Source organism: Neorhizobium vignae (genome assembly GCF_000732195.1).
Taxonomy (GTDB): domain Bacteria; phylum Pseudomonadota; class Alphaproteobacteria; order Rhizobiales; family Rhizobiaceae; genus Neorhizobium; species Neorhizobium vignae.
The window spans coordinates 100,968-123,115 of the sequence record NZ_JNNU01000015.1 but is presented as its reverse complement, the minus strand read 5'-3'; the positions used below and the strand labels follow the sequence as shown (position 1 = coordinate 123,115).

Annotated in this window: 14 protein-coding genes; 6 read left to right on the top strand and 8 right to left on the bottom strand. The window is 59.0% G+C overall.

All coding sequences use genetic code 11. The features are described 5' to 3' along the window. Positions 1-127: 127 nt before the first annotated feature. Positions 128-1,177, bottom strand: coding sequence for a hypothetical protein (locus tag GQ59_RS23465; RefSeq protein WP_037085793.1), 1,050 nt, complete (start codon positions 1,175-1,177; stop codon positions 128-130). Positions 1,178-1,524: 347 nt separating this feature from the next. On the opposite strand from GQ59_RS23465, the gene GQ59_RS23460 reads away from it, so the two are divergent. From GQ59_RS23460 to GQ59_RS23445, 4 genes are all read left to right on the top strand, one after another. After that, on the top strand, positions 1,525-2,778 hold the full coding sequence (locus GQ59_RS23460; RefSeq protein ID WP_084683270.1) for a polysaccharide biosynthesis/export family protein: 1,254 nt from the start codon (positions 1,525-1,527) through the stop codon (positions 2,776-2,778). A gap of 54 nt (positions 2,779-2,832) precedes the next feature. Continuing rightward, positions 2,833-4,323, top strand: a complete 1,491-nt coding sequence (locus GQ59_RS23455) for a GumC family protein (RefSeq protein WP_037085789.1) — start codon at positions 2,833-2,835, stop codon at positions 4,321-4,323. 104 nt (positions 4,324-4,427) lie between these two features. Continuing rightward, complete coding sequence (locus GQ59_RS23450; RefSeq protein ID WP_037085787.1) at positions 4,428-5,186, top strand: P-loop NTPase family protein; 759 nt, start codon at positions 4,428-4,430, stop codon at positions 5,184-5,186. Continuing rightward, positions 5,186-6,175 carry a glycosyltransferase family 2 protein gene (locus GQ59_RS23445; protein WP_037085785.1) on the top strand — a complete coding sequence of 330 codons (990 nt, stop codon included), beginning with the start codon at positions 5,186-5,188 and terminating at the stop codon, positions 6,173-6,175. The genes GQ59_RS23450 and GQ59_RS23445 overlap by 1 nt, the downstream gene beginning before the upstream one ends. A 26-nt stretch (positions 6,176-6,201) precedes the next feature. On the opposite strand, the gene GQ59_RS23440 is transcribed toward GQ59_RS23445, so the two are convergent. Next, on the bottom strand, positions 6,202-7,407 hold the full coding sequence (locus GQ59_RS23440; RefSeq protein WP_037085783.1) for a glycosyltransferase: 1,206 nt from the start codon (positions 7,405-7,407) through the stop codon (positions 6,202-6,204). A 166-nt stretch (positions 7,408-7,573) separates the two neighbouring features. Here GQ59_RS23440 and GQ59_RS23435 point away from each other — a divergent pair, with 166 nt between their 5' ends. Next, entirely contained in the window at positions 7,574-8,662 is a 1,089-nt protein-coding gene (locus GQ59_RS23435) for a glycosyltransferase family 2 protein (protein ID WP_244448033.1), read from the top strand. Positions 8,663-8,703: 41 nt separating this feature from the next. Here the strand turns inward: GQ59_RS23435 and GQ59_RS23430 are convergent, their stop codons facing one another. Beyond that, positions 8,704-10,278 carry an O-antigen ligase family protein gene (locus tag GQ59_RS23430; RefSeq protein ID WP_037085779.1) on the bottom strand — a complete coding sequence of 525 codons (1,575 nt, stop codon included), beginning with the start codon at positions 10,276-10,278 and terminating at the stop codon, positions 8,704-8,706. Between the two features lie 289 nt (positions 10,279-10,567). On the opposite strand from GQ59_RS23430, the gene GQ59_RS23425 reads away from it, so the two are divergent. After that, the gene (locus tag GQ59_RS23425; RefSeq protein WP_244448032.1) at positions 10,568-12,142 is read left to right on the top strand and encodes a hypothetical protein; all 1,575 of its coding nucleotides are present in this window, start codon (positions 10,568-10,570) and stop codon (positions 12,140-12,142) included. A gap of 191 nt (positions 12,143-12,333) precedes the next feature. Here the strand turns inward: GQ59_RS23425 and GQ59_RS23420 are convergent, their stop codons facing one another. The 5 genes from GQ59_RS23420 to GQ59_RS23400 all read right to left on the bottom strand — a co-directional run bounded on the left by GQ59_RS23420 (position 12,334) and on the right by GQ59_RS23400 (position 21,805). Continuing rightward, a complete protein-coding gene (locus GQ59_RS23420; RefSeq protein WP_051904161.1) occupies positions 12,334-13,419 on the bottom strand; it encodes an acyltransferase family protein in 1,086 nt (361 codons plus the stop codon). Positions 13,420-14,490: 1,071 nt separating this feature from the next. Further along, a complete protein-coding gene (locus GQ59_RS23415) occupies positions 14,491-15,831 on the bottom strand; it encodes an HlyD family type I secretion periplasmic adaptor subunit (RefSeq protein ID WP_037085778.1) in 1,341 nt (446 codons plus the stop codon). A gap of 9 nt (positions 15,832-15,840) precedes the next feature. Next, on the bottom strand, positions 15,841-17,988 hold the full coding sequence (locus tag GQ59_RS23410) for a type I secretion system permease/ATPase (protein WP_037085776.1): 2,148 nt from the start codon (positions 17,986-17,988) through the stop codon (positions 15,841-15,843). An 11-nt stretch (positions 17,989-17,999) separates the two neighbouring features. Beyond that, positions 18,000-20,033 carry a hypothetical protein gene (locus GQ59_RS23405; protein ID WP_037085774.1) on the bottom strand — a complete coding sequence of 678 codons (2,034 nt, stop codon included), beginning with the start codon at positions 20,031-20,033 and terminating at the stop codon, positions 18,000-18,002. A gap of 119 nt (positions 20,034-20,152) precedes the next feature. After that, entirely contained in the window at positions 20,153-21,805 is a 1,653-nt protein-coding gene (locus GQ59_RS23400; RefSeq protein ID WP_051904160.1) for a hypothetical protein, read from the bottom strand. Between the last annotated feature and the right edge of the window lie 343 nt (positions 21,806-22,148).

Sequence of the window (22,148 nt, the reverse complement as noted above, 5' to 3'; positions counted from 1 at the left end):
GCCAATGGTTTCGCCGCTAATCTTTGGGCTATCGGGTTACTCATTTCGGCGTATCGGGCAACGTAGGCGGCCCAGGCCCCGAAGCGCCGCTATCGGCTCTCAACCGAGGGCATCCACCTTAGCCGTTTCACTCCAGGCCTTTCCTGAAGCGCCAGGCAAAACGGACAATATTCCGGACGCGTAGCAACTGCGTAGTGAGATAGCTGCCTTCGCGAGGGTAGGCGCGCGCCACGTAGTTCGCGTAGTGGGAGGCGAAGGCGAGCGAGACCGGCGCCTCGCAATCGCCCACTTCATTCATCTTGGTTGCCTGATAGCCTTGCATGAAGTCGGCAGCAAATAGCCTGAGCGCGTCGGCTTGCCGGGCATCCAGCAAGGCTGGCGGCCGTTGCTGACGGATATCCGCTCCATAGATCGCCGCGAAGCTTACGGCAGCCACGTAGTAGGAGCCGAGTTCCGTCAGATGAACCTCATCGGAGAAGATTGCCTTCAAGCGGTCCGCCGCATTCCAGTCCTCGAATCCGCTAAAGGCTGGATCGGACGCCAGGCGCGCGACGAGCTCGGCAAGCGCAAGCGATGTTGGAATGAAGCGAATATGATTTTTTCGGCCAGCCGCCCCCATCTTGTCGTTTACCCGGTTTACGACGCATCGCCAGACGGGCAGAGCCAGCCTCTCATACTCGATCCACGGATGCGGATCCGCTAAGGACGAAAGGCTTATCCAGGGGGTGTAGAAGTATGTGGTCCCAGCGGGATTTGCCGCGGTGAACGCGTGGTGGTAGCCATGGAGGTAACGAACCGTTTCGCCCCACATCAACGCATCCAGGACACGATGTTGTTCGGTGATGATGAGAACGTTGTAAGGCTCGTCGGTCAATCGGACGAGTCCGCCGCCGGTTCGCTGCTGGATTGAAGAACCGGTCACGTTCTCCAAACTCAAGGACACGGAAATCCCTTCCTGTCGGGCGATCCCCTTCAAATGATCAGGATAGGGTTGGTCGGTCAGGCTGTGCCCGGACACAAGGATATGGTCTCGTTTGCCGATCGAAACGGCCTGAGGTGGAGCTTCGAGATCACGCTCGGCGGTCACTGGATCAGGCTTGAACATGGCCGCGCCAAGTGTGATCGCACCGACCGTGGAGGTCGCGAAAGCCGCTGTCAAAATCCTCGAAAAACACATCTGAAATGGCCTCCGACGTTTGCCCCGATCTGGGCATGAATGGCTTCGGTTTTCCGACAAACGAACCGAGGCCGTAAGCACCACGGCCGTGGCCGCATCGCTCGGCCGAGCCATCTTTGCCGCCGGGAGATATTGGTTAGGGTCGGCCGGTCGTTTCGCAAGCGGCTCCGTGCGCGATGCGCTCATCTTAAAGTCGATTAGTACTTTCAGGCTCATCCGTTAGATGGAGGATTTGGGATCGGAAGCTTACCTCTTTGTGCTCTGTTTGCAGGTGCCGAAGGCCGCCATAGTATAAACCGTCTTGTCCCAGTTGGACGGGAAGGGGTTACCGATCATTGGGGGTCTGCATGCGTGGGATAACGAGTCTCGCGGGGCTTTTGCTCTGCCTGACATTTGGGAACGTTGCAGCTCAGACGACCTATCGCCTGCAGCCAGGAGATACGCTGCAGGTATGGATTGCCCAGGAGCCTGAGCTTACCCGCGAAGTCGTCATTGCCCCGGATGGATGGCTGTCCTTCCCGCTGGCGGGCCATATTCAGAGCGCGGGGCTTTCCCTTTCGGAACTGGAAGCGCAACTTCTCGGGCGCCTGAAGACCTATTTCAAGGACAGCCCCAATCTCACGATCATGCTGCGCCCCAATTCCCAGAACCCACAGTTGATCTACGTCCTCGGCGAAGTCGACAACCCCGGCGAATATCCGTATCGGGCCAACATGACCGTCCTTCATGGCCTCAGTGTCGCCGGCGGCGTTTATCGTACACCCTTGCTGGCTGCCGATCAGGACCGGTCAGTGCTGGTAAAACGCGAAGTCGAACACTCCCAAAAACGCCTGCAGGAACTGCAGGCACGCATCACCCGCCTGGAGGCGGAAATGCGCGGAGAAAAATCCATCGGCACGGCGGAGGCCCTCGCCGCCGATCCGGCCCTTGCCCAGGAGCAATCGCTCCTCAACGCCCGGATGGAAACACTCGCCATGGAAGAAAAAGCCCAGGCCCAGGCGAACCAGCTCTCGGAGCGAAACAGCCTCGCGATGCAGGAGCAGGCCGATACCATGACGAAACGGATAGACCTGGCAAGGCGTCGCCTTCAGAGCATCAACGGGCTCGTCGCCAAGGGCGTGACGGAAGGCTCCCAGCAGATGGTCCAGGAAGGCACGATCGCCGAACTCGAGGGACAGGTCAGCCGGTTGACATCCGAAATCGCAGTCGCCGAGCGGACAAAAATGGCGGAGAGCGCTCGTTATGACAGCGCACGCCAGGCACAACGGACCCAATTGCTGGTCGAACTCAATGCAGCCCACCGCGAACAGGAGGAAGTCGCGGCGCGGCTTGCCGACAGTACGCGGATCATGACGATCTATGGCGAGAGCGCCGCCTCGAACCAGCAAAGAGAGCGCCGCGTGCTCGGTTATCAGATCGTGCGGACCGCCAACGGTGAAACACGAGAGTTCGCCGCAACCGAGATGACCCCGATCCTTCCCGGCGATCTGCTGCGCGTCGTCTACAGCGATTCCGCGAACAACCGGGACGCAGAGGCGATACAGCCATTGGCCCAGGTCGAAAGCCGTACGTCCGGGTTAACGACGAGAGCGGCTCGATAGGGGAGACTTCGTGATGACCAACGTATTTCGTACGCGAAGCAATGAGGCGACAGCATGATCAATGAGTTGGGACGCAATATCCTGTATTTTATCGAGATCGCACTCGCCAAACCCTTCTATGCCATCGTGCCCGCTCTGATTACCCTTATGGTGGGGGCCTACTTCATTTACTCCATGCCGCGGAGCTACTACTCCGACGCGCTGCTGCTGATGGAATTCCAGCAGATACCGACAACGCTCGTATCGCCGACCGTATCGAACGACCGCCTGCTGTTCATCGAGCAACGGGTGCTCTCACGCAACAGCCTGCTGGCGCTGGCCGACAAGCATGGTCTTTTTCCGAACCTGCGGGAGACCCTGGCCAAGAACAATTTTGCCTCCGTGATCCGCAACCACATCACTCTCCTGATATCGGTGACCGACGGAGCCGACCGCACCGCAAGCAATGCCTCCGTCAGGATCGGCTTTAAATATGACGATCCCGTCGTTTCCGCCAACGTGGTTTCGGACCTCGTGTCGCAGGTCATCGAAGAAAACCGGCGCATCCGCACGGCGCGTGCCTCGGAAGCGACCAAGTTCCTGACGCAGGAAGCCAATAACGTCACGCAACGTCTGCGCGAGAGGGAAGGCGCCTGGACCAGATATATCGAAGAAAACAAGGAGTCCCATCCCACCCGGATCCCGACCCTGCTGATCGAGCTCCAGACCAAGGAACTGGAACTCGCGACGCTTGATCGGGCGGCCATTGCGTTGAATGAGGAGATCGGGATCTATGAGGCGCAGCTGCGTATTGGTCCCGGGCAGACGACAGAGGTTACGCGTTTTCATGGGCAGCTCATCGAGCTTGAGCGCGAGTTCGCAGTGAAGTCCGTCATTTATTCGGACACCCATCCGCAAATCCGTGCCATGAAGCAGCGTCTCGAGGAGATGCGGGCTCAGGTTGCACCCGCCACGCCGCGCGATGGATCGGCGACCATGCCGACGGCGGAACAGATGAAGACGCTTTCGCCCGAGCTCATGCTGATTGCTGAACGTATCGCAATGGCAAAGCCACGCCGGGACCAGAACCTCGCACAAAGAAACTCCCTCATAGAACGCATCGCCCGGCTGCGGGAGCTCATCTCCCACGCTCCCGAAGTTGGAGCACAGATCGAAGCGAACGAAGCCGAGAAAGTCTCGCTTCAGCGAAACATGAACGACATGCAGAACAAACTCGATGCCGCGCGCCTCGGCGAGCGCCTGGAGGAAGGCGATGCCGCCCAGCAGGTCGAGGTGATCGAGGAGCCGGAAGTTGCCAAAGTTGCTTCAGGGCCGCGGCGGCTTCATCTGGCCGCCGCGGTTTGCGCCGCGGCGGCGATGGCAGCGGCGGCAGGAATTTACGCCAGGCATCTGTTTGATCGAACCGTTCGCGGCACGTTTGATCTCAACGACGCTTTGGCGGGAGAAACTCTGGTGGTCATTCCGCATTGGAAGCCGAAGCGACGTATAGCCAAGGCATTCCGGAATTCCACATTCACCAACCCCAGTCCGATCACGGGAGGGTGACATCACTCGAACCCGACAGGACCGCCTATAGTTGAAAATCGTACCGATGGGACAGGGCAGGCAATTTTATGGAAATCATCAAGAATATCTCAGCTCGAGGAAGAATGGCGGAAAGACTGGACGGCACCGGTCTCGCCGAGCTGAACGCCGGCTACCTCAACGGCTCGGTCAATGGAATCCCTTCCCATGAGGAATGTCCGCCGCCTGACCTCTCGCCGCTCTCTCCCACCTTTCTGTATGCCAATCGCATCATCGCCTTCGACAGCGACAGTTCGATGGCACACGCCTATGACGTTCTGCGAAACCAGCTGCTGAACGAACACAAGGACCAGGACACGCGGGTGATCTCGGTGACCGCCCCGACGACCGGCTGCGGCACCACCGTAACCGCCATCAATCTGGCGCTTAGCTTTGCTCGCGTGCCCGGGTCCGTTGTTCTGCTGGTCGATGCAAACTTCCGGGACCCCGCAGTCGGCAATGTACTCGGACTGCCGCCTCGTCCGCCATTGGAGGACCCGATCCGCGGGTGGCTGACGACGCTGGATATACGAGGCCTTCGTTGCCATCTGCTGCGTGCAGCCTGGGGGCCGGGCAGAATTCCACTGCCGGCGGACCTGGCCCGCATGACGGCGCAGATCGAATTTGTGCGACAGATGCTGAAGCCGACGATCGTTCTCTTCGATCTGCCGCCGATGTTGAGTTCGGACGAGGTGATCCCGTTCGTCGATATGTCGGACACCGCCGTGATCGTACTCGCGGTCGGTAAGTCAAGACTTCCGGAACTGGAAATCTGCCGGAGCTATCTCGGTTCCGAAAAAAGCATGCAGGTGGTCCTGAACAAGACGAAGAGGCACGGCCTTTGATGGATGTCGAACATAGCCGGCAAGACGACGCCCCGCGGCTTAAACTGGTGGTCGTCATCGTCAACTATCGGACTGCCGATCTGACGATCGACTGCCTTGCCTCCTTGAACGTTCCGGGCACGGTTCCGGATGGAACGCGGATCGTTGCCGTCGAGGGAGGGTCCGGCGACCGCTCGGCCGAACTCATTGCGGCCGCCATAGAGGAGAACGGCTGGACGAACGCCGTATGTCTCCCGCTCAAGACGAACGGCGGCTTTGCCTACGGCAACAACCGAGGTATCGAATATGCCACGGCGAATTTCGGCCGCCCGGACTATGTCCTGCTCCTCAATCCCGATACCATCGCACGCCCCGGCAGCATCAGCCGTCTCGTGGAATTCATGGACGGCAAGCCTGATGCCGGCATCGCCGGCAGCCGTCTGGAACATCCCGACGGACGGGGCCAGGCCTGCGCTTTCCGCTTTCCTTCGATTGCCAATGAATTCGAAAGCGAGGCCAGGCTAGGCCCGGTCACCCGCCTTCTCGGGCGCTGGCGTATCGTCCCCGACATGCCGAAGGAGCCAAGCCGGATCGACTGGGTTTCCGGGGCCAGCCTGATGATCAGGACCGAGGTCCTCGACCAGATCGGCGCGCTCGACGAAGGGTATTTCCTCTATTACGAGGAGGTCGATTTCTGTATCCGGGCAGCGCGCGCCGGATGGTCCTGCTGGCACGTGCCGCAAAGCCGCGTCATCCACCTGGTCGGCCAATCGACGGGTGTGACGCGACACGTCAAACCTTCCAGGCGACCGACCTATTGGTTCGAGTCCCGGCGACGCTACCATCTCAAGCATCATGGAGCCGTATTCTCGGTCCTCTCGGACCTTGCCTGGCTTTGCGGACACATCGCCTGGCGCATCCGCCTTCTCGTAGAAGGCAAGCCCTCAAGCGGACCGCCGCATCTGCTGCAGGATTTCATTCGTCACTCAGGGCCATTTCGCAGGGTCTGACCGCCTTCGCAAAGACACCGACCGGTTTAAACAACTCCCGGTCGGGCCATCAGTATTTCCAGCGCCGCCGCCGATCTGTTGATGTCATGCCGTTCGAGCGTCCGGCGCCGTCCCGCCTCGCCTTTGCGAAACAACTCGACATCGCTTGCGAACAGCGCCTGCCGCATTGCGCCGGCCAGCGCCTCCAGATCGCCGGCCGGAACGAGCCAGCCGTTGTCCGGTTGAACGAGCTCGGGGATGCCGGCAATATAGGTCGAGATCACCGGACGCTTCAGCGCCATGCTTTCCATCAGCACGACGGGAAGGCCCTCCGCGAAACTTGGCAGGACCAGCGCCTTGGCCCGAAGGATTTCGCTGCGCACGTCGTCCTGCGAGATCGTGCCGGTCAGCACGACCGTATCGCCAAGGCCGAGCCGTTCGATCTCATGTCCGATTTCAGCCCGCAGCGGGCCGTCGCCGACGAGGACGAGTTGGAAGCGCATCCCCTCGGCCCGCAGGTTTGCCGCCGCCTGCAGCAGAAGGAGATGGCCTTTCTGTTCGGAAAGCCGCGCAATGCAGACAAGGCGCTGGCTGGTGCCATGCACGTCCACTTCGTCGCTCAGGTAGCGCTGGTCGATGCCGCAATGAACGACCTCGATCTTCCGCCAATCTCCAAGGTCGGCCCAGCGCAGCAGCTGGCTGCGCCCATAGGAGCTGACGGCGACGACAAATGACGAAGCCCTGATCTTGTCGCCGAGCCCCAGCGTTTCGGGCCGATCGAATTCCTCCGGCCCGTGGACTGTGAAACTGAACTTCATGCCGCCGATCTGATGCGCCAGTGTCGCAACCGTCGCGGGGTTAGTGCCGAAATGCACATGCAGGTGATCGATCTCGTCCCTGCGGCACCAATCGGCCAGGATCATCGCTTCGAAGAAATATGCCAGGTGGTGCAGGTAACGTCCGCCGGATGTCCTTGCGAACCGGAACGCGCCTCCCAATGCCTTCAACGAATTTCCGGGGCGGGAAAGCAGTTGGCGCGCGACGCTCGCCATGGCCTTTATCATCGGGGTGCGCAGGATATGGCTGGTACGTCGAGCTTCTCCGATGTCGTCGGGATCCTTCAACGCGCCACGAAAGGGACGCACCGCATATCGTTCCACCCGATGCCCCCTCGCCTCCAGCGCAACGATTTCGCGCCGTATGAATGTGTGGCTCGGCGCCGGATACTGGTTGGTGAAATACGCAATCCGCATTCCACAAACATCCCTTCATCTTTGCCGATCATCGGCAATCCCCTTGGAACCGGTATAGCAAAAAGGGCTTCGGAGGCTCAGTGGGACAAAGAGCTTAGAGCTGCGGCACCGGCTTCCACCAAAGAGGTAAATTTACAGCCGCGATCGCGAATTCTACAAATAGAATATGGGCTTACCAGGTTGGCAAGCCGAGATCGCGACTGGTGACGATCGCCAAACCGACGGCCGGGAACAAGCACACATGGACACAGATATCCTAATGCACCGCGGCTATTCCGGGATCGGCGCCGATGTCGGCATCGTGGTCATCGGACGCAACGAAGGGCAGCGCCTTATCGACTGCCTCAGTTCGCTCAAAACCCATCGCCACCGTACGGTCTATGTGGATTCGGCCTCGTCCGACGGAAGCGCCGAAGCGGCGGCCGCCCTCTGCGCGGAGGTCGTGCCGCTGGACATGACAATTCCTTTCACCGCGGCGCGCGCGCGCAATGCAGGTTTCGACGCCGTCATGCGGCGCTGGCCCGAAACCGTTTTCGTGCAGTTTCTGGACGGGGACTGCGAACTCGACACCGGATGGATAGCGACAGCCGCAACCTTTCTGGTCATGCGCAAGGATGTCGCGCTGGTCTTCGGACGACGGCGCGAACGGTATCCGGAACGCACCATCTTCAATGCCATGTGCGACCGCGAATGGGACGGGGCGCCGGGCGAAGTTCAGGCATGCGGCGGCGATATCCTCATCAGAGCCACCGTCCTCAAGGATCTCGGAGGTTACTCCGCGGGGCTGATCGCGGGGGAAGAGCCCGAACTTTGCATCCGTCTGCGCGAAAGAGGCTGGAAGATCTGGCGCCTCCCTTCCGAAATGACACGCCACGATGCCGATATAAGCCGCCTGAGCCAATGGTGGCGCAGAAGCGTGCGCTGCGGGCATGCCTATGCGCAGGTGTCTCATCTCCATCGGACATCGCCATCCCGGATATGGGCGAGAAATTTCCGGCGCGCGGTTTGCTGGGGCGGTTTGCTGCCGTTGGTCGCAATCGCGGGCGCGGCTTTTCACCCCGCCGCCCTGGCGCTTCTGCTCCTCTATCCGCTTCAGCTGCTGCGCCTGGCTCGGCGTACGCGACCGGCGCTCGGGAATGCTCTGCTTTTCGCAACTTTCGACGTCCTGGGCAAATTCCCGGAAATGCAGGGCATCGCGCAGTTCTATCTAAACCGGCTGATCAATCGCCGGCAGCGGATCATCGAGTATAAATAGTTCAAATCAATATGCGCCGAAGGTTCGCAGCTTGCGTCCCTTCAGTGCATGCCCAACACTCGCATCTTCTTTCTGCGATCGTCCGGAGAACCTTGGCGGGCCAGCGGGTTCAAGCCGAGAACCCTCAGAGGTTTCGTGACCTGCCGTGGAAGATCTTCCCGATTGCCGGCGAAGCTCGGAGCGAGAATTGCGGCGCACATGGCGGAGAAAGTCCAATATATATAGGGTATGAAAGAAACGCTGCTGGTCGTGATAATCACCAGGAGCATCGCGACCATGATACCCAAAACTGCCTTGTAGTTTAACGCATCCGAATTGCCCCCAAACGATTTTCGGGTCAGCGCCCACACAATAAAGGCGAAATATAATACAAATATAAAAAGACCGATCAGTCCGTAATATAGCGCGACCTGCAGATAGGTATTCACAATATCGATGATACCCTGCCCCTGTATCATGGTCTGCATCTCTGGTTCCTTCAGGAATGAAGCCGAACCGAACAGCGGATAACGCTGGATGACTATCAGGGAATTTTCGAAAAGGCTGGATCTGTAAGTTTCGCTGCTCTTGTCTGCCGACCCGACAAACGGGAGCAGGTTTATGAAGCGGTCAAGAAATGGGGGATGCAGGAACAGCAACGCAACCACCCCGGGCAAACCGGCAAGAGCCAGCCTGAAAGACCTCTTCGGACTGGTGATGGTCAAGAACAAGATACAGAATGCGAAACCCAGCCAAGGGCCTCGTGACACGCTCGAGAGCAGCCCGAGCACCAATATGCCCAGTGCCGCATAACGCCAGGTACCCAGCGGGACGGGGCTTCGGAGAGCCAAGAGACAACCGGCTCCGGTCATGCAGACGAAGCCGAATGCGATCGCCTCGATAGACGTGGCTGAAGCACGCAAGAGCCCGTCTCGAAATAGATAGGCGGTTATGAGAAACACGTCCCATTCTTGCACGACGACATAATAGACGCGCCAGCTTTTCGATATCTCCAGAACCCCGACGGCACTCAGGGGAAGCACGCCGACCACAAAGGCGAGGAGCGCTTTGTTCATATCAAGACTGGAGCGGATCACCCGGCTGAAAACAAAGTAAGGAAGGCAGATATCGAGAAAATTGCCGGCCAGGACTCGAAGAATGGAATTGAAATCTTCCAACCTTACAGAAAGCAGCGAGGTATACGCCACGAAGGCAATTACAAGAACATCCAGGCCCCGAAATTCCCGAGTGCCTCGGTCCCTCAATAGCCTGAGCGCAATCGGCAGGAGAATTGTAATCGCCAGCCAACGAGGAGGATCGAGATCAAGAATCTTGTTGAAGATGCCAGGTATGCCGCTGGGGATAGGCACGCAGGGCGCAACAAACATCAGGACTATATAGAAAAAAACCGGATGCTTGGAGTATCGGTGAACATAAAAGCTCACGAGGGCCAGCGCGACAGCAAAATCAAAGAAACCCCTGGATAGAAAGGTGATGACGGTGGCCAGCAGCCAGCAATTTCGCCAAAGGCGGAACTCAGCCTGACCGATTATCGGTACCGCTATCTTCCCGCCGACCCAAAGGGCAGGGGCCGCGACTATCAATACATAGACAAGAGAGCGCAGGAATTCTGGCATCTAACGTCTCTTGCCTCGTCGCAATGATCTGAGGAACGCCCGCATATTCTATATTTTCCCCGCCACCCGCTGCTATTGAGCAAGGTATCCCGCTACGTTGAAATGCTACCCATTCGGTTGCAGGTCGCCACACGGTAAAAGGGATTCCCACCTACTAACTTTGGAGGCGGCATACGACTAATGCGCAGCTTGCTCGCGGGCGCCTTGTATTATCTCGTTTGGTAGTGGACGGCCTCGTTCCGCGACAGCACTGCAACAGATATCCGAGTGAATACGGAGAACATCTGCCGTGAACCGCCGAACACTTCTTCAAATGCTGGCAGGTCTTGCAGCCACCGAATCTTTCAACGCCTTTTCGTTTGGGCAAGCCTCAGCCAGAGAGGATTATCCAAGCCGTTTGGGCGTGAATCTAAGCCCCATGAATTATTGGGCGACCGAGCAGGTTTTCTCGGACCTGGCCTATAACGCCTCACGCTGGCGTGTGCAGGTCAGAGGCGCGCCCTTCACATGGGACACGCCGTTACCGCCGATGACACCGGACGGTTACCCGTTGAACGTCCCGGCGAACTCTACGATCGAGAGTTTCCTGATCTTCTCCCGTGAACGGAGAAATCTGCCTGTAAATCTCTCGGTTTATTATGATGGCAAGGGAAAACTCGGATATCACGAAGGCGCGGAACTGGAGGCGCGTTTGCCGGGGCGCGATGACGTGCGAAATCTTCGCAAGGACGCGGCTTTCACCACAATCTTGATGGAAACCGATCCTTCCGATCCGATCCGCAACATCCGTGTCTACGAACGAGGCAAAAGGCCGACACAACGATTCCGCGAGCCCTTCCTCAGGCGGTTGAAGCGCATGTCTACGCTACGCTTCATGGACTGGATGGCTACCAATAACTCGGCGGTCCGCAGCTGGGATGATCGGCCCCGTGTGGGCCACTTCGGTAAATCCGATGCCGGAACGCCGCTTGAGTACATGATCGAACTGAGTAACGAGCTAAAAATCGACCCTTGGTTCAACATGCCTCACCAAGCCGATGACGATTACATCCGCCGGTTCGCACAGCAGGTGAAAGACGGCTTGGACGGAAACCTGATGGTGAATGTGGAATATTCCAACGAGGTCTGGAATTCCAGTTTCGGCCAGGCGGAGCATGCGAAGGAAAAGGGGCTCGAGCTCGGACTTTCGAGCAACGAGTTCGAAGCCCAACTCCGCTACTATGCCCAGCGGACAACGGAAATTCTTGCCATCTGGGAAGACGTATTTCGTGGACAGGCGCAAAGGGTCGTCGGGATTTATTCTGCTCAATCCGTAAATGATTGGACCAGTGAAACGATACTGTCGTGGAAGGGCGTGCGGGCGCATGCGGACGTCCTTGCCATCGCGCCCTATTTTGGCGGCAGTCTCGGGTCGCCTGAGCGAGCTGAAGCGGTTTCCAGATGGCCTTTGGCCCAGTTGTTCACGGAACTTGAACGGGAAGTATTAAACGACAATCGGAAGATGATCGAGGCTCAGGCTTCCGTTGCCAGGAAATATGGCGTCAAGCTTTACGCCTATGAAGGCGGACAACATCTTGTCGGACATACTGGTGCAGAAAACAACGAGAGGATGACGAACCTCTTCATAGCGGCAAATCGTGACAGACGGATGGGCGATCTCTATCTCCTCCATCTGAATATCTGGCAGCGATCCGGTGGAGATGTCTATGCGCTATATTCTTCAATGACGGATGCGAGCAAGTGGGGCAGTTGGGGGCTGTTGGAAAATGAGAGCGACAGCAATCCCAAGTGGCTTGCAGTAGAGAAAATCCTCATGCGCAGGGAGCTCCAATCAGAAACGGGCTCCGTAAGTATCGCGCGATAGCAGTCTCCTGCCGGTCGTCCCGTGATGCTTTGTTATCCGGGCGATCCACGCCTCGGCTGATGATGTTTATCGACGTCCTTCGCCAATTTTCGGCATCCGCCGAGCCACGCGAATTGTTTCCCTGATTGCACTTACCTGTCCATCATCGCCGGGCCGGCCAGGACGCTTCCGACGTGGATCAACGCAGGGCATCATTGCGCCAGGTGCCGAACGGCGACAGGAGCGACGTTCTGCGGAGGCAAATCCGGGTCCTTGCGCTGGCCGAGCCGCTTCGACAACTCCATGCTGGGCCGCTCTATCAGCCACCAGAATGTAGCGGCAAAGGCAACGCAGCAGAGCAGCGACACAACCCACCAAATGAACACCCCCAACGGCGAGGCGGCTCCGACCATCACGGCTACCCGAAACACCGCGCCGATAACCAGGTTATGGGTCAGGTAGAGCGAGTAGGAGATCAGCCCCAGGAACTGCAGCCATCGCCAATTCAGCCCGGAACTGATCCGCCCGGACACAGCCGAGCCGAAAAGAACGAATGCGGCGGCAGAGCAGACCACGCCAAAGGCATTTCCCGAATACATGCCCGCTAGAAAGATTATCCCGGCATAGGCTCCGAAAAGCGGCACCAGTTTCGGCTCCCGCCATGCCCAATAGGCCGCCGCACCGAGAAGAAAGCCATACCAAAGCGGCAGGAAGAGACCCGGCCACACGTCCGGGCCGAAGCCAAGCGGCCAGAAAAGGCTGATGACGCATGCTGCGACGACCAGAACCGTTCTGGAGCCGCGAATGCTCATGAGCAGCGCGTAGACGAGGTAGAACTGGATTTCGAGACAGAGCGTCCAATAGACAGCACTGATTGCGGGAAACTCCAGCAGGTCCTGTAGATAGAAGAGGTGAGAAACGATCTGGGGAGCGGTAAGGTCGGGCATCTGCTTTCCGGAAACCAGATATGACGACAGGGCAGCAAAGGCGATGGTCACCGCGATGGAAACCCAGTAGGCCGGATCCAGTCGCAGCGATCGCCTCAGGGTGAAACGCCCGAATTCCGGAAGGGACATCGGCTTGTTGTAAAGTGAATGGGCGATGACGAAACCGCTGAGTACGAAGAAGACCGCAACGCCCAGCCCGCCGTTCAACAACGCCGTCTCAACCCAGGAAGGGAGAATTTCCAGGAGGCGTTTCAGGTGGCCGGCCGAAACGGCATGATAAATGACAACTCCCATCGCTGCCACGCCGCGCAATGCGTCGACCACCGTAAAACGCCCGCCCCGCCTGTCCATCCCGCGCCCCTTTGCCTGCGAAAGAACCTAACAGCAACTTCCGGAGGCCGGTAGATAAGCACCCACTCCCAATTAGGTGACTGGGCCAGCGCCTCTTGGCGGCTGTGGCTGCGTCAATTCGGCCATAAGGCTAAACATCTGTCCGTCCGGGAATGGCGTGATCACAGAGCCTGAGGACTTTCCCGCCCGATTGGGAGGTCCGCGAGCTGGAGGGTGAAGAAGCCAGCCCGATGGCAGATGGCATCTCTAGCCAAAGCGTGAAAGCGGCCAAGAACAGTGGTGTCCAAAACTACGAGCCTGGAAGAAGATCAACAGACACAATCGTCAGATCTTTGTCGACGCGGTCAGCCTTGTGGTTCACGGGGCGGAATATCACGCTTTCATGGCACAGAACCGAAGGCATCGCCATGAAGTATTGATTAAACAACTGACCGGCTGCCTAGGTGGCAACCGGCCAGTCTACAACGCCGAAACCCGAGGCGTTCTGCTCAAGTCCGCACTATAAAATAACACAATCATAGATCGGCGATATTGCAATCAGGCCACACCCCAAGTGTAATTTTCACGCACCTAATTTAGCCAACCAAATGCCGAACGAATTGCCGTCGGGTTTCGTGTACTTCACCCGAATCTTGGCATGTAAAAACACAAAACAACCTGTGATTATTAAATTTTATCCTATCCACAACGAATGAGAGAACCTAATCCTTTTGATTGAGTTGATGTCTTTTGCAGATAAAGGAATAATACTTTTGCCAAACAGACTGCTGAAGGCTCGAACGGGAAAAACGGTCGGGCCTTCTCCTTTTGGTGAACCTGACATTTTTCAACGCTCGTGGTGTTATGTTGTCCGAGGCGTCCTGTCAGCCTCGAGTATTTCCCGTGTTGCGGACACCCTCGCTGTTTCATCAGCGAGGGTTTCTTTTAGGGAACAAGCGAGGAAAGCCCATCTCCGGAGCGCCGGTTGGAAGGCCCGTAAAGGCGAATGGCTTTACAGGACGCGTTGAAGATGGCAGCGAACCTACGCCTTAAGAGGTAGCCCCCTGGCGTAGGCCCGACAGGTGGGGCTTATCAGCGCTCGGTGAACGCCCTCGACATGCTGTCCACAACCGGCTTGGCCAGATAGCTGAAGAACGTTCTGACCGCAGTCTGGATCATGATTTCCGCCGGCATCCCGGGTTGCGGAGTAAACCCCTTGATGCGGGCGATCTCGTCGGACGAGATATTGATGCGCGCGACATAGACGTCGTGGTTTGAGAGCCCTGCCTTGCTATCCTCCATTGCGTCCGCGGAGACATAGAACACCTCGCCCTGCAGGACCGGGGTGGTGCGCTGGTTCAATGCGATAAGGCGGACCGTGGCTTTCTGGCCGACTTTGACGCTGTCGATTTCGTTGCGAGGCACCTTTGCCTCGATGATCAACGGCACACCGGCAGGCAGGATCTCCATGATCCCCTTGCCGCTTTCGATAACGCCACCCGTCGTATGGTAGTATGTCCGCACGACAGTACCTGACACCGGAGCAAGGATCGTCGCGCGGCGCAGAACGTCGTCGGCTTCCCGTGATTGTTCACGCGAAGCATCACGCTCGCCCTGGATCGACTGCAGGCGGTCGAGCGCTTCCTCCCGATATGTCTCCTCAGCGCGCGTGATCTCCTGCTGTCCCTTCAGGAGCTGGGCACCGGTTTCCGATATCTCCGACTCCAGCCGGCCGATCTGCCCTTCGGCATCGGCGATCGCCCGTTGAAGCGCCCTGACCTCGGTTGCTCGCAGCAATCCCTTGGTCAACAGAACCCGCTTGGTATCGTATTCGTCCTTGAGCAGGGCGAGTTGCCGCGACATGGCCTCGCGGTGCCGGGTGTAACCTTCGCTGCGGAACTCCAGCGCTTTCATGTTCTGCTTCAGCAGAGAAAGCTCGGTCGCCAGCTTCATGCGCTGGGCCTTGAAGTTGAGCTGTTGGGTGAGGATGATCGCGGAAACATCCGGGTCATCCCTAAAATCGTTCAGGTATGACGAAATCGTCATGGAGTCGGCGCCCTCGGACTGGGCGGTAAGCCGGGCGGCCGTCGCTTCCAGCCTGACGCGTCTGAGGAAGAATTCCCGTTTCTTGGCCTGCGATGCGGTCTCGTCGAGCCTGACCAACGGCTGGTTCTCGACAACCTGGTCGCCCTCGCTGACCAGCAGCTCCCTGATGATGCCGCCCTCGAAATGCTGCACGATCTTGTTGCGCCCGGTTGCGACGAAACTGCCCTGGGCGATGACGGCCGCCGCAAGCGGGGCCGTCGCAGCCCAGGTGCCAAAACCGCCGAAGGCTATGGCCGTCAGCGCCAGACCAGTCACCGTCTGTTTCCAGACCGACCGGGGGACCTCCGAGTACCATTCGAGATCGTGTACCTTGGCAACAGCAGACATGCCCAACCCCTATTGCAACAGATGGCCGAATGAACCGGTATTGATATCGATGCCGCGGGCCTCGATGGCCTTCAGCACATCCGCCCGCATTCCGAACAGCGCAACGGTGCCATTCACCAGCAGAAGAACCTTGTCGACATTGCTGAGGAGAGCCGGACGTTGCGTGATCGTCGCGACGGTTATCTTGTGTTCCTTGGCATGCTGAAGTGCATGAAGCAGCGCCGCATCACCCGCATTGTCGAGATTGGAATTCGGCTCGTCCAACACCACCATCCTCGGATCGCCGAAGAATGCCCGGGCCAGCGCGATGCGCTGCTTCTGGCCGCCCGAAAGGGGAGAGCCGTCCGCCGCAACCACGGTTTCGTATCCGTGGGGCAGGCTGGCGATCATCTCATGAACATCGGCCAGCATCGCGGCGCGGTAAATCTGCTCGTCGTCGGCATCCTGCCGCATGCGGGCGATATTGGCCTTGATCGTGCCCGGGAAGAGCTGCACGTCCTGCGGCAGGTAGCCGATGTTTTCGCCGAACTGCCGCTGGTCCCAGTTTCTCAGGTCCATCAGATCCAGGCGGACACTGCCCGACGTGGGCAGGATCGAGCCGACGAGCATTTTTCCAAGGGTGGTCTTGCCGGCGCCTGAATTGCCGATGATTGCCAGCGAGTCTCCGGGCTGCAGGGCAAACGAAACGCCGTTGAGCACGACGCGCTTGGTTCCCTGCGGCACATAGAGGAGGCGTTCAACGTCCAGGCGCCCCTCGGGCTTCGGCAGGTTCAGGCGGTCGAAATTCAAGGGCGAGGATTTCAGCAGCGCCGTTATTCGAGCGTAGGCCGCACGGGATTGGCTGTATTGGCTCCACCCTTCGATGGCCCCTTCGATCGGCGCCAGCGCGCGACCCGCAATGATGGAGGCCGCAATCACCATGCCTCCGGTGATCTGCCCTTCGATCGACAGGTAGGCGCCCCAGCCGAGCATCGCGATCTGCGTCAGAAGACGGCAGGCCTTCGATATGGCCGCAATGGTGATATTCCGGTCCTGGGCAATGACCTGCGACTTCAGCGAGGAGGCGGTATCCTTGCCCCAGATCTGTACCGTCTCGGGGATCATGGCGAGCGCATTGATGATCTGCGAATTACGCGACATCGATTCCAGATGAAGATTGGCCTTTATCTGCGCCGTATTGGCTTCGGCAAACGGCTCGGCCGTCATGCGCTGGTTGATCTGGGTGAAAACAAGCAGCAGGAGGGCGGTCAGGACCACGATCAGGCCGAGATGCGGATGGATGAGGAAGACCGCCACCACGAACAGAGGGGCGATCGGCGCGTCGAGGAACGAGAGCAGGGTCCTGGAGACCAGGAACGAACGAACCTGCTGAAGATCGCCGAGCACCTGGTATTCACGGCCATTGCTTTGAAGCGAGGCGCGGGCGGCCGCGCTCAGGATCGGGGCCCCGAGCTGGGCTGCGATTTCCACCGCGGTGCGCATCAGGATGAACCGCCGAAGCGCATCGAAGGCAGCCTGCAGGATGACGGCACCGACGATCACGATCGTCAACATCACCAAGGTGTCGAGAGAGCGGCTGGTCAGCACCCGGTCCGAAATCTGGAACAGGTAGATCGGGATCGCCAGCACCAGGATATTGCTGGCGATGGTGAACAGCATGACGACCGCCAGGTTCCGCCGCACGGCGTTGACGCCTGCCCGCAGGCTGGCCGAGAAGTCGACGGGGGCGAGACGCTTGTGAAACGTTCCGTCGCCGCCGCGGCCGCCGCCGGTCGACGGCGATTTTCCGAAGGTCTTTGCTTCGGTCCGCAAGGGTCCGGTGTCGGCATCGATCGTGATCATGCCTTCCGGCGCCTTTGCCTCCGTCGCTTCGCGCACCGTGGGCTTCGGCTCGATTTCGATGATCCTGTCACTGGCAGGCATGGACAGAATATCGGCTCCGTCGGAGCTTTCATTCGGCCGGGATGGGTTCTGCGACGCGTTTCTGGGTTCCAGTCTGGATATCGTTGCTGAAGGGGCTGCGCCACCGGATGACAGTTTCAGGCATTCGTCCACAACGCGCTCCAATTTTTCATAGACATCCTCACCGGCAAGTTGCTGACCTTCATCGTGATTGCGGGCCTGTTCCAGATCGGCCCTCTTTTGGACGTCCGACATGTTTCCCCCCATTATCCGAGCACATGCTGTAGTCCGTCGTTCTGATACTGGCCGTCGGGATCTACAGGCACACCGAAGCCGAGTTCGGTCGGATCGGCTTCCAACATGGAATCGTCGAGAAATGCCACCGCTTCGTTGACCAGTGCGTCGGGATCATGCGCGGCCCATTCCGGGCTGCTCGAAATCAATCCCGATTGGAAAAGCGTTTCCTGGGAATATTGCTCGCCTCCCACATAGGTAATGCCGAGAGAATCCAGGTCGGCGATCGCCGCATTGTTGATGAGCGCATTTCCCCCCGTCGAGATCGACCAGGTCGCGTCCGCGTGGGGATTGAGGGCATTCAGCGCCAGGGCGATCTGGTCGCTGTCGCCGACGATGTTGGTCTGGCTGATATACTGGATATTCAGCAGGTCACCGCTGATATAAAGAACGCGCAGCCCAGCCGTTCCCGCAAACGCCGGGTCGGTCAAAATGCCCTGGGAAATATCTCTTCCGCCGGCGGCAAAATCGTTGGCCGCATCCAGATAGGCCGAAGGCAGAGTGCTGAAGCGGTCGGCGCCGCCGATATTGTAGATATGAGCCTGGTTCCAGAGCAGATTTCCGCCACTGGATATCGTGCCCTCGCCGGTCGTTCCGAAACCCGTTACCGCACCGACGACATCGTTGTCGAACAATATGTTCGTCTGATGGATGATATTGGCATCGTACAGGCTACCGCCGATCAGGATCAGGTCATAGGCCTGGCTGAGCTCGTAGATCGAGGTATGGTTCACGCTCATATTGTCGCCGGCGATGACCCTGGTTGTGGCGCCGGAAGACGACAGGATGCCGATGTCGTTGTCGGACATGAAAATGTATTGTTCCAGCCAGTTGGCGATAAGCAGATCTCCGTGGATCTCCGTGACCGCCCAGCTAGCGGGATAGCCGCCGCCGGCATTTGCCGGTGCGTTGCCGTCCTCCAGCGGATCGACCCTCTGGAATGTCGCAATGTTGAATATTTCATCTGGCGCGCCGTCGTTCGTCCAGCTGCTGATGGCCGAGGTGATCGCGTCCGTATTCTGGATGACGTTCACCTGGATGACCACGTTGATCTCGAAGTGATTGCCAACGACCGCGGTTACCGTCGCGCCTGTCCAGATATTCTTGAGAACGGCATCATTGACGACGGTATTGTTGCCGCCGACCAACTCGACCGAGGCTTCCACCTCGACCGACCCGTCCGCATAGACATGGACGTTGGATGGCTGAGCATCGTCTTCCGCATCGGCCTCATCCCCAGCGTCGGCGGCATCATCTGCTTCCTCTTCGTCTTCACCGAAGGAATGATGATCCTCCAGCTTCGGTGCCTCATCGACGAGCACGCCGTTGACATAAATGCCGTCGATCGTGGTGGACTGGTGGAGGAAAGCCTCCATGGGTCCGCCGGAATCGGCCGAAAGGGCCTCCAACTGGCTGGCAACCGTATTGATGATCTCGATAAGGTCGTCCGAGGACTTGGGCATTTCGAGATCGCCGATAGGTGCGCCCGCAAGGACATCCTTGGCCGTCTGCAGCAGCTCGCCATTGTCAACCGGGGTGGGATTGAACGTCAGGCCATGTCCCCCGACGGCGAAGCTGTCGTTGTCGGAAAGCGAGGCGACCTGAACGATGAAATTCGCGACCGATCCGGGAGGCTGTATCTCCCATGTGAAGGACTTGCCGCTTGCGTAGAACGGGTACTCGTGCTGCGGCATCTCGTGCCGACCGTAATACGTCTTGATTTCCATCGTTGGAATGGGCGGATGATCGTATCGGCCCACGAAATGGGGATGCCAGATCGGCGTGAAACTGGCAGGCGCCTTGTAGACCACGCCCGGATCGAACCCGAGCAACTCGTAAGGCGCCTCGAAATTGGAGCGGAACACCGCTGATGTCGGGATGAATTGTTCGGGCGTGTCGAGCGAGAAGTCCTGATAACTATCCCGCAGGCGCGCATCCTCGACGTTCGTGTGGAAAAGGCCGATGAAATGAGCGATTTCCTCGGTGATTGTGTCCATCGTCGTCATGACCGCTGCCTTTATATTGGCATGCCTGCATCACAGGTCGTTCGGAATGAGGGACTGCGCAGGAGAGTCTGCGCAGTCCACGATGTGAAGTCTCTACCTAAAGCAGGGAGCTGTGTGGTTTAGACGCCATCTTCGGTGTCGTCGCCGGCCACCGTGCTGGAGAGGTTCCCGCCCACGATCGTCATATCGATCGCGTTCTGCTGCAGGTTCGCACCCATCACGATTTCCTGGTTGAAAGCGTGCGTTTCGATGAAGGCATCGGCCGATGCTGAACTCGTCCCGGTGACGAAACCATCGTCGCCGTTGTTCGAGCCCCAGGTACCGCCATCGCCGCCGGCTGCACCCGAACCGGTGGAGGCCCAGCCACCCGCGCCGCCGGCTGCGCCAGCTCCGCCGAATGCCCATCCGCCGATACCATCGCCACCGGCGCCGTCTGCCCATGCGCCACTGAGTGCCGCACCGCCTTCGCCAGCCCCGGATGTGGCTTCACCGCCGGTAGCATCACCGCTGGTTGCCGCACCGGATGCCGCTGCGCCACCGGTACCACTGCCGCCTGCTGCGCCGTCACCGCCCAAACCGGCACCAAGACCGGCACCGAAGCCGGCACCAAGACCGGCACCGAGCGCACCGCCGCCATCGCCGCCGTCACCGGCATCCGAGGCTTCGCCGCCGTTACCACCTTCGGAGTTGCCGGCGTCGCCGCCTTCGCTATCCCCGCCGTTACCGGCGTCTTCGCCGTCGCCGCCGTCGTTTTCAACGAAGATCGGGTTGATGAAGCCCAAGCTTCCGCCGACGAGAGCTCCCGCATCGCCGCCTTCGGAATCGCCGCCGTCACCGCCTTCGTCGGCGTCGCCGCCGTCCGAGTCGCCGGCGTCGCCACCGTCACCGGAAGTGTTGCTGCCGCCGCTATCGCCGTCACCGGCAAATGCAAGTCCTGCGCCAAGGCCGAGACCCAGGCCAAGACCCAGACCGAGGCCGTCGCCGCCACGCCCGCCATCGCCACCATTGCCGTTGCCGCCGTTGGCATCGCCGCTGTCGGCGTCGCTGTCGCCGTCGCCGCCGTCGGCATCGCCGCCGTCGCCTTCACCGCCAATCGCAGCGCTTGCGGCCAGGCCACCGAGGCCGTCGCCGCCAAGTGCGAACCCGCCGAGCGCCGTACCGCCGTTACCGCCATCACCGCCGTCGGCATCCGCATGGCTTCCGCCGTCACCGCCGCCGCCGCCGGCATTGATCCCTTCGGAGGCGATCGCAAAACCACCCTCCGCGGTGGGATTCATTTCGAACGAGCCGCTATTGCTGACGCTGGCGCTTTCGAGCTTGTCGTTGTCCTGGAGGTTGGCGACCTGACTGAAGACATTGCCGACATCATTGCCTTCGCCGTTAAGCGAGCCATTGAGCACATCATCGATGCGGATGTTGAACATCCCGTCGATCGAGCTGTCCGTCATATCGACGTCAGCAAAGTCGTCGTCCGAGGGCAGGTATTCTTCAAGGTTGACACCGACATCGACCGTGACAGTGGTCTCGTTGATGTTTGCGTTGAAATTGCCATTGCCATTGAGGTTCAGGCTGCCGTTACCGTTGAGGTTCAGGTTGCCGTTCCCATTTCCGTTGCCGTTGAGGTTCGTCGAATCGCTCGTCTGGCTCTGGCTTTGGTCGCTGGCCTGTTGTTGCTGCTGCTGCTGCTGTTCCTGTTGTTGCTGCTGCTGCTCCTGCTCCTGGGTATCAGGATCGTCGACCAAGGTGTCGAACACGCTACGTTTATCTACCATCACACAGTCCTCTTAGTGACTGCGACGACGTGACCGCCATTCATCTTTTTGGGATCTTTGCTCGTCGCGATTGAAATGAGTCATTTGCCTCTGGCGACAAGGCGCGCGTCAACGCGACCGTTCGCCGGTCTTTCTCTCGTGATGTCTGATTTTTTTCCTCTCCCCTAGTTTCCCGAGAGACTTGGAATGAGCGGCGCGTGGATCGCATACTCACTACATTTGCACCGACGAGCTTTCTTCAGCGCTCGTTCTTCAAGTGCTTCGGGATGAGAGCACTGTGTCCCGAATGAGCAGAAGAAATAAGGTGATATTTCGATCTAGTGCAACCAGATGAATACTATAT

Bases quoted from the DNA above. Each gene is read 5' to 3' on its own strand.
- GQ59_RS23465 (WP_037085793.1), bottom strand. From the start codon at position 1,177: ATGTGTTTTTCGAGGATTTTGACAGCGGCTTTCGCGACCTCCACGGTC.
- GQ59_RS23460 (WP_084683270.1), top strand. From the start codon at position 1,525: ATGCGTGGGATAACGAGTCTCGCGGGGCTTTTGCTCTGCCTGACATTT.
- GQ59_RS23455 (WP_037085789.1), top strand. From the start codon at position 2,833: ATGATCAATGAGTTGGGACGCAATATCCTGTATTTTATCGAGATCGCA.
- GQ59_RS23450 (WP_037085787.1), top strand. From the start codon at position 4,428: ATGGCGGAAAGACTGGACGGCACCGGTCTCGCCGAGCTGAACGCCGGC.
- GQ59_RS23445 (WP_037085785.1), top strand. From the start codon at position 5,186: ATGGATGTCGAACATAGCCGGCAAGACGACGCCCCGCGGCTTAAACTG.
- GQ59_RS23440 (WP_037085783.1), bottom strand. From the start codon at position 7,407: ATGCGGATTGCGTATTTCACCAACCAGTATCCGGCGCCGAGCCACACA.
- GQ59_RS23435 (WP_244448033.1), top strand. From the start codon at position 7,574: ATGGGCTTACCAGGTTGGCAAGCCGAGATCGCGACTGGTGACGATCGC.
- GQ59_RS23430 (WP_037085779.1), bottom strand. From the start codon at position 10,278: ATGCCAGAATTCCTGCGCTCTCTTGTCTATGTATTGATAGTCGCGGCC.
- GQ59_RS23420 (WP_051904161.1), bottom strand. From the start codon at position 13,419: ATGGACAGGCGGGGCGGGCGTTTTACGGTGGTCGACGCATTGCGCGGC.
- GQ59_RS23415 (WP_037085778.1), bottom strand. From the start codon at position 15,831: ATGTCTGCTGTTGCCAAGGTACACGATCTCGAATGGTACTCGGAGGTC.
- GQ59_RS23410 (WP_037085776.1), bottom strand. From the start codon at position 17,988: ATGTCGGACGTCCAAAAGAGGGCCGATCTGGAACAGGCCCGCAATCAC.
- GQ59_RS23405 (WP_037085774.1), bottom strand. From the start codon at position 20,033: ATGACGACGATGGACACAATCACCGAGGAAATCGCTCATTTCATCGGC.
- GQ59_RS23400 (WP_051904160.1), bottom strand. From the start codon at position 21,805: ATGGTAGATAAACGTAGCGTGTTCGACACCTTGGTCGACGATCCTGAT.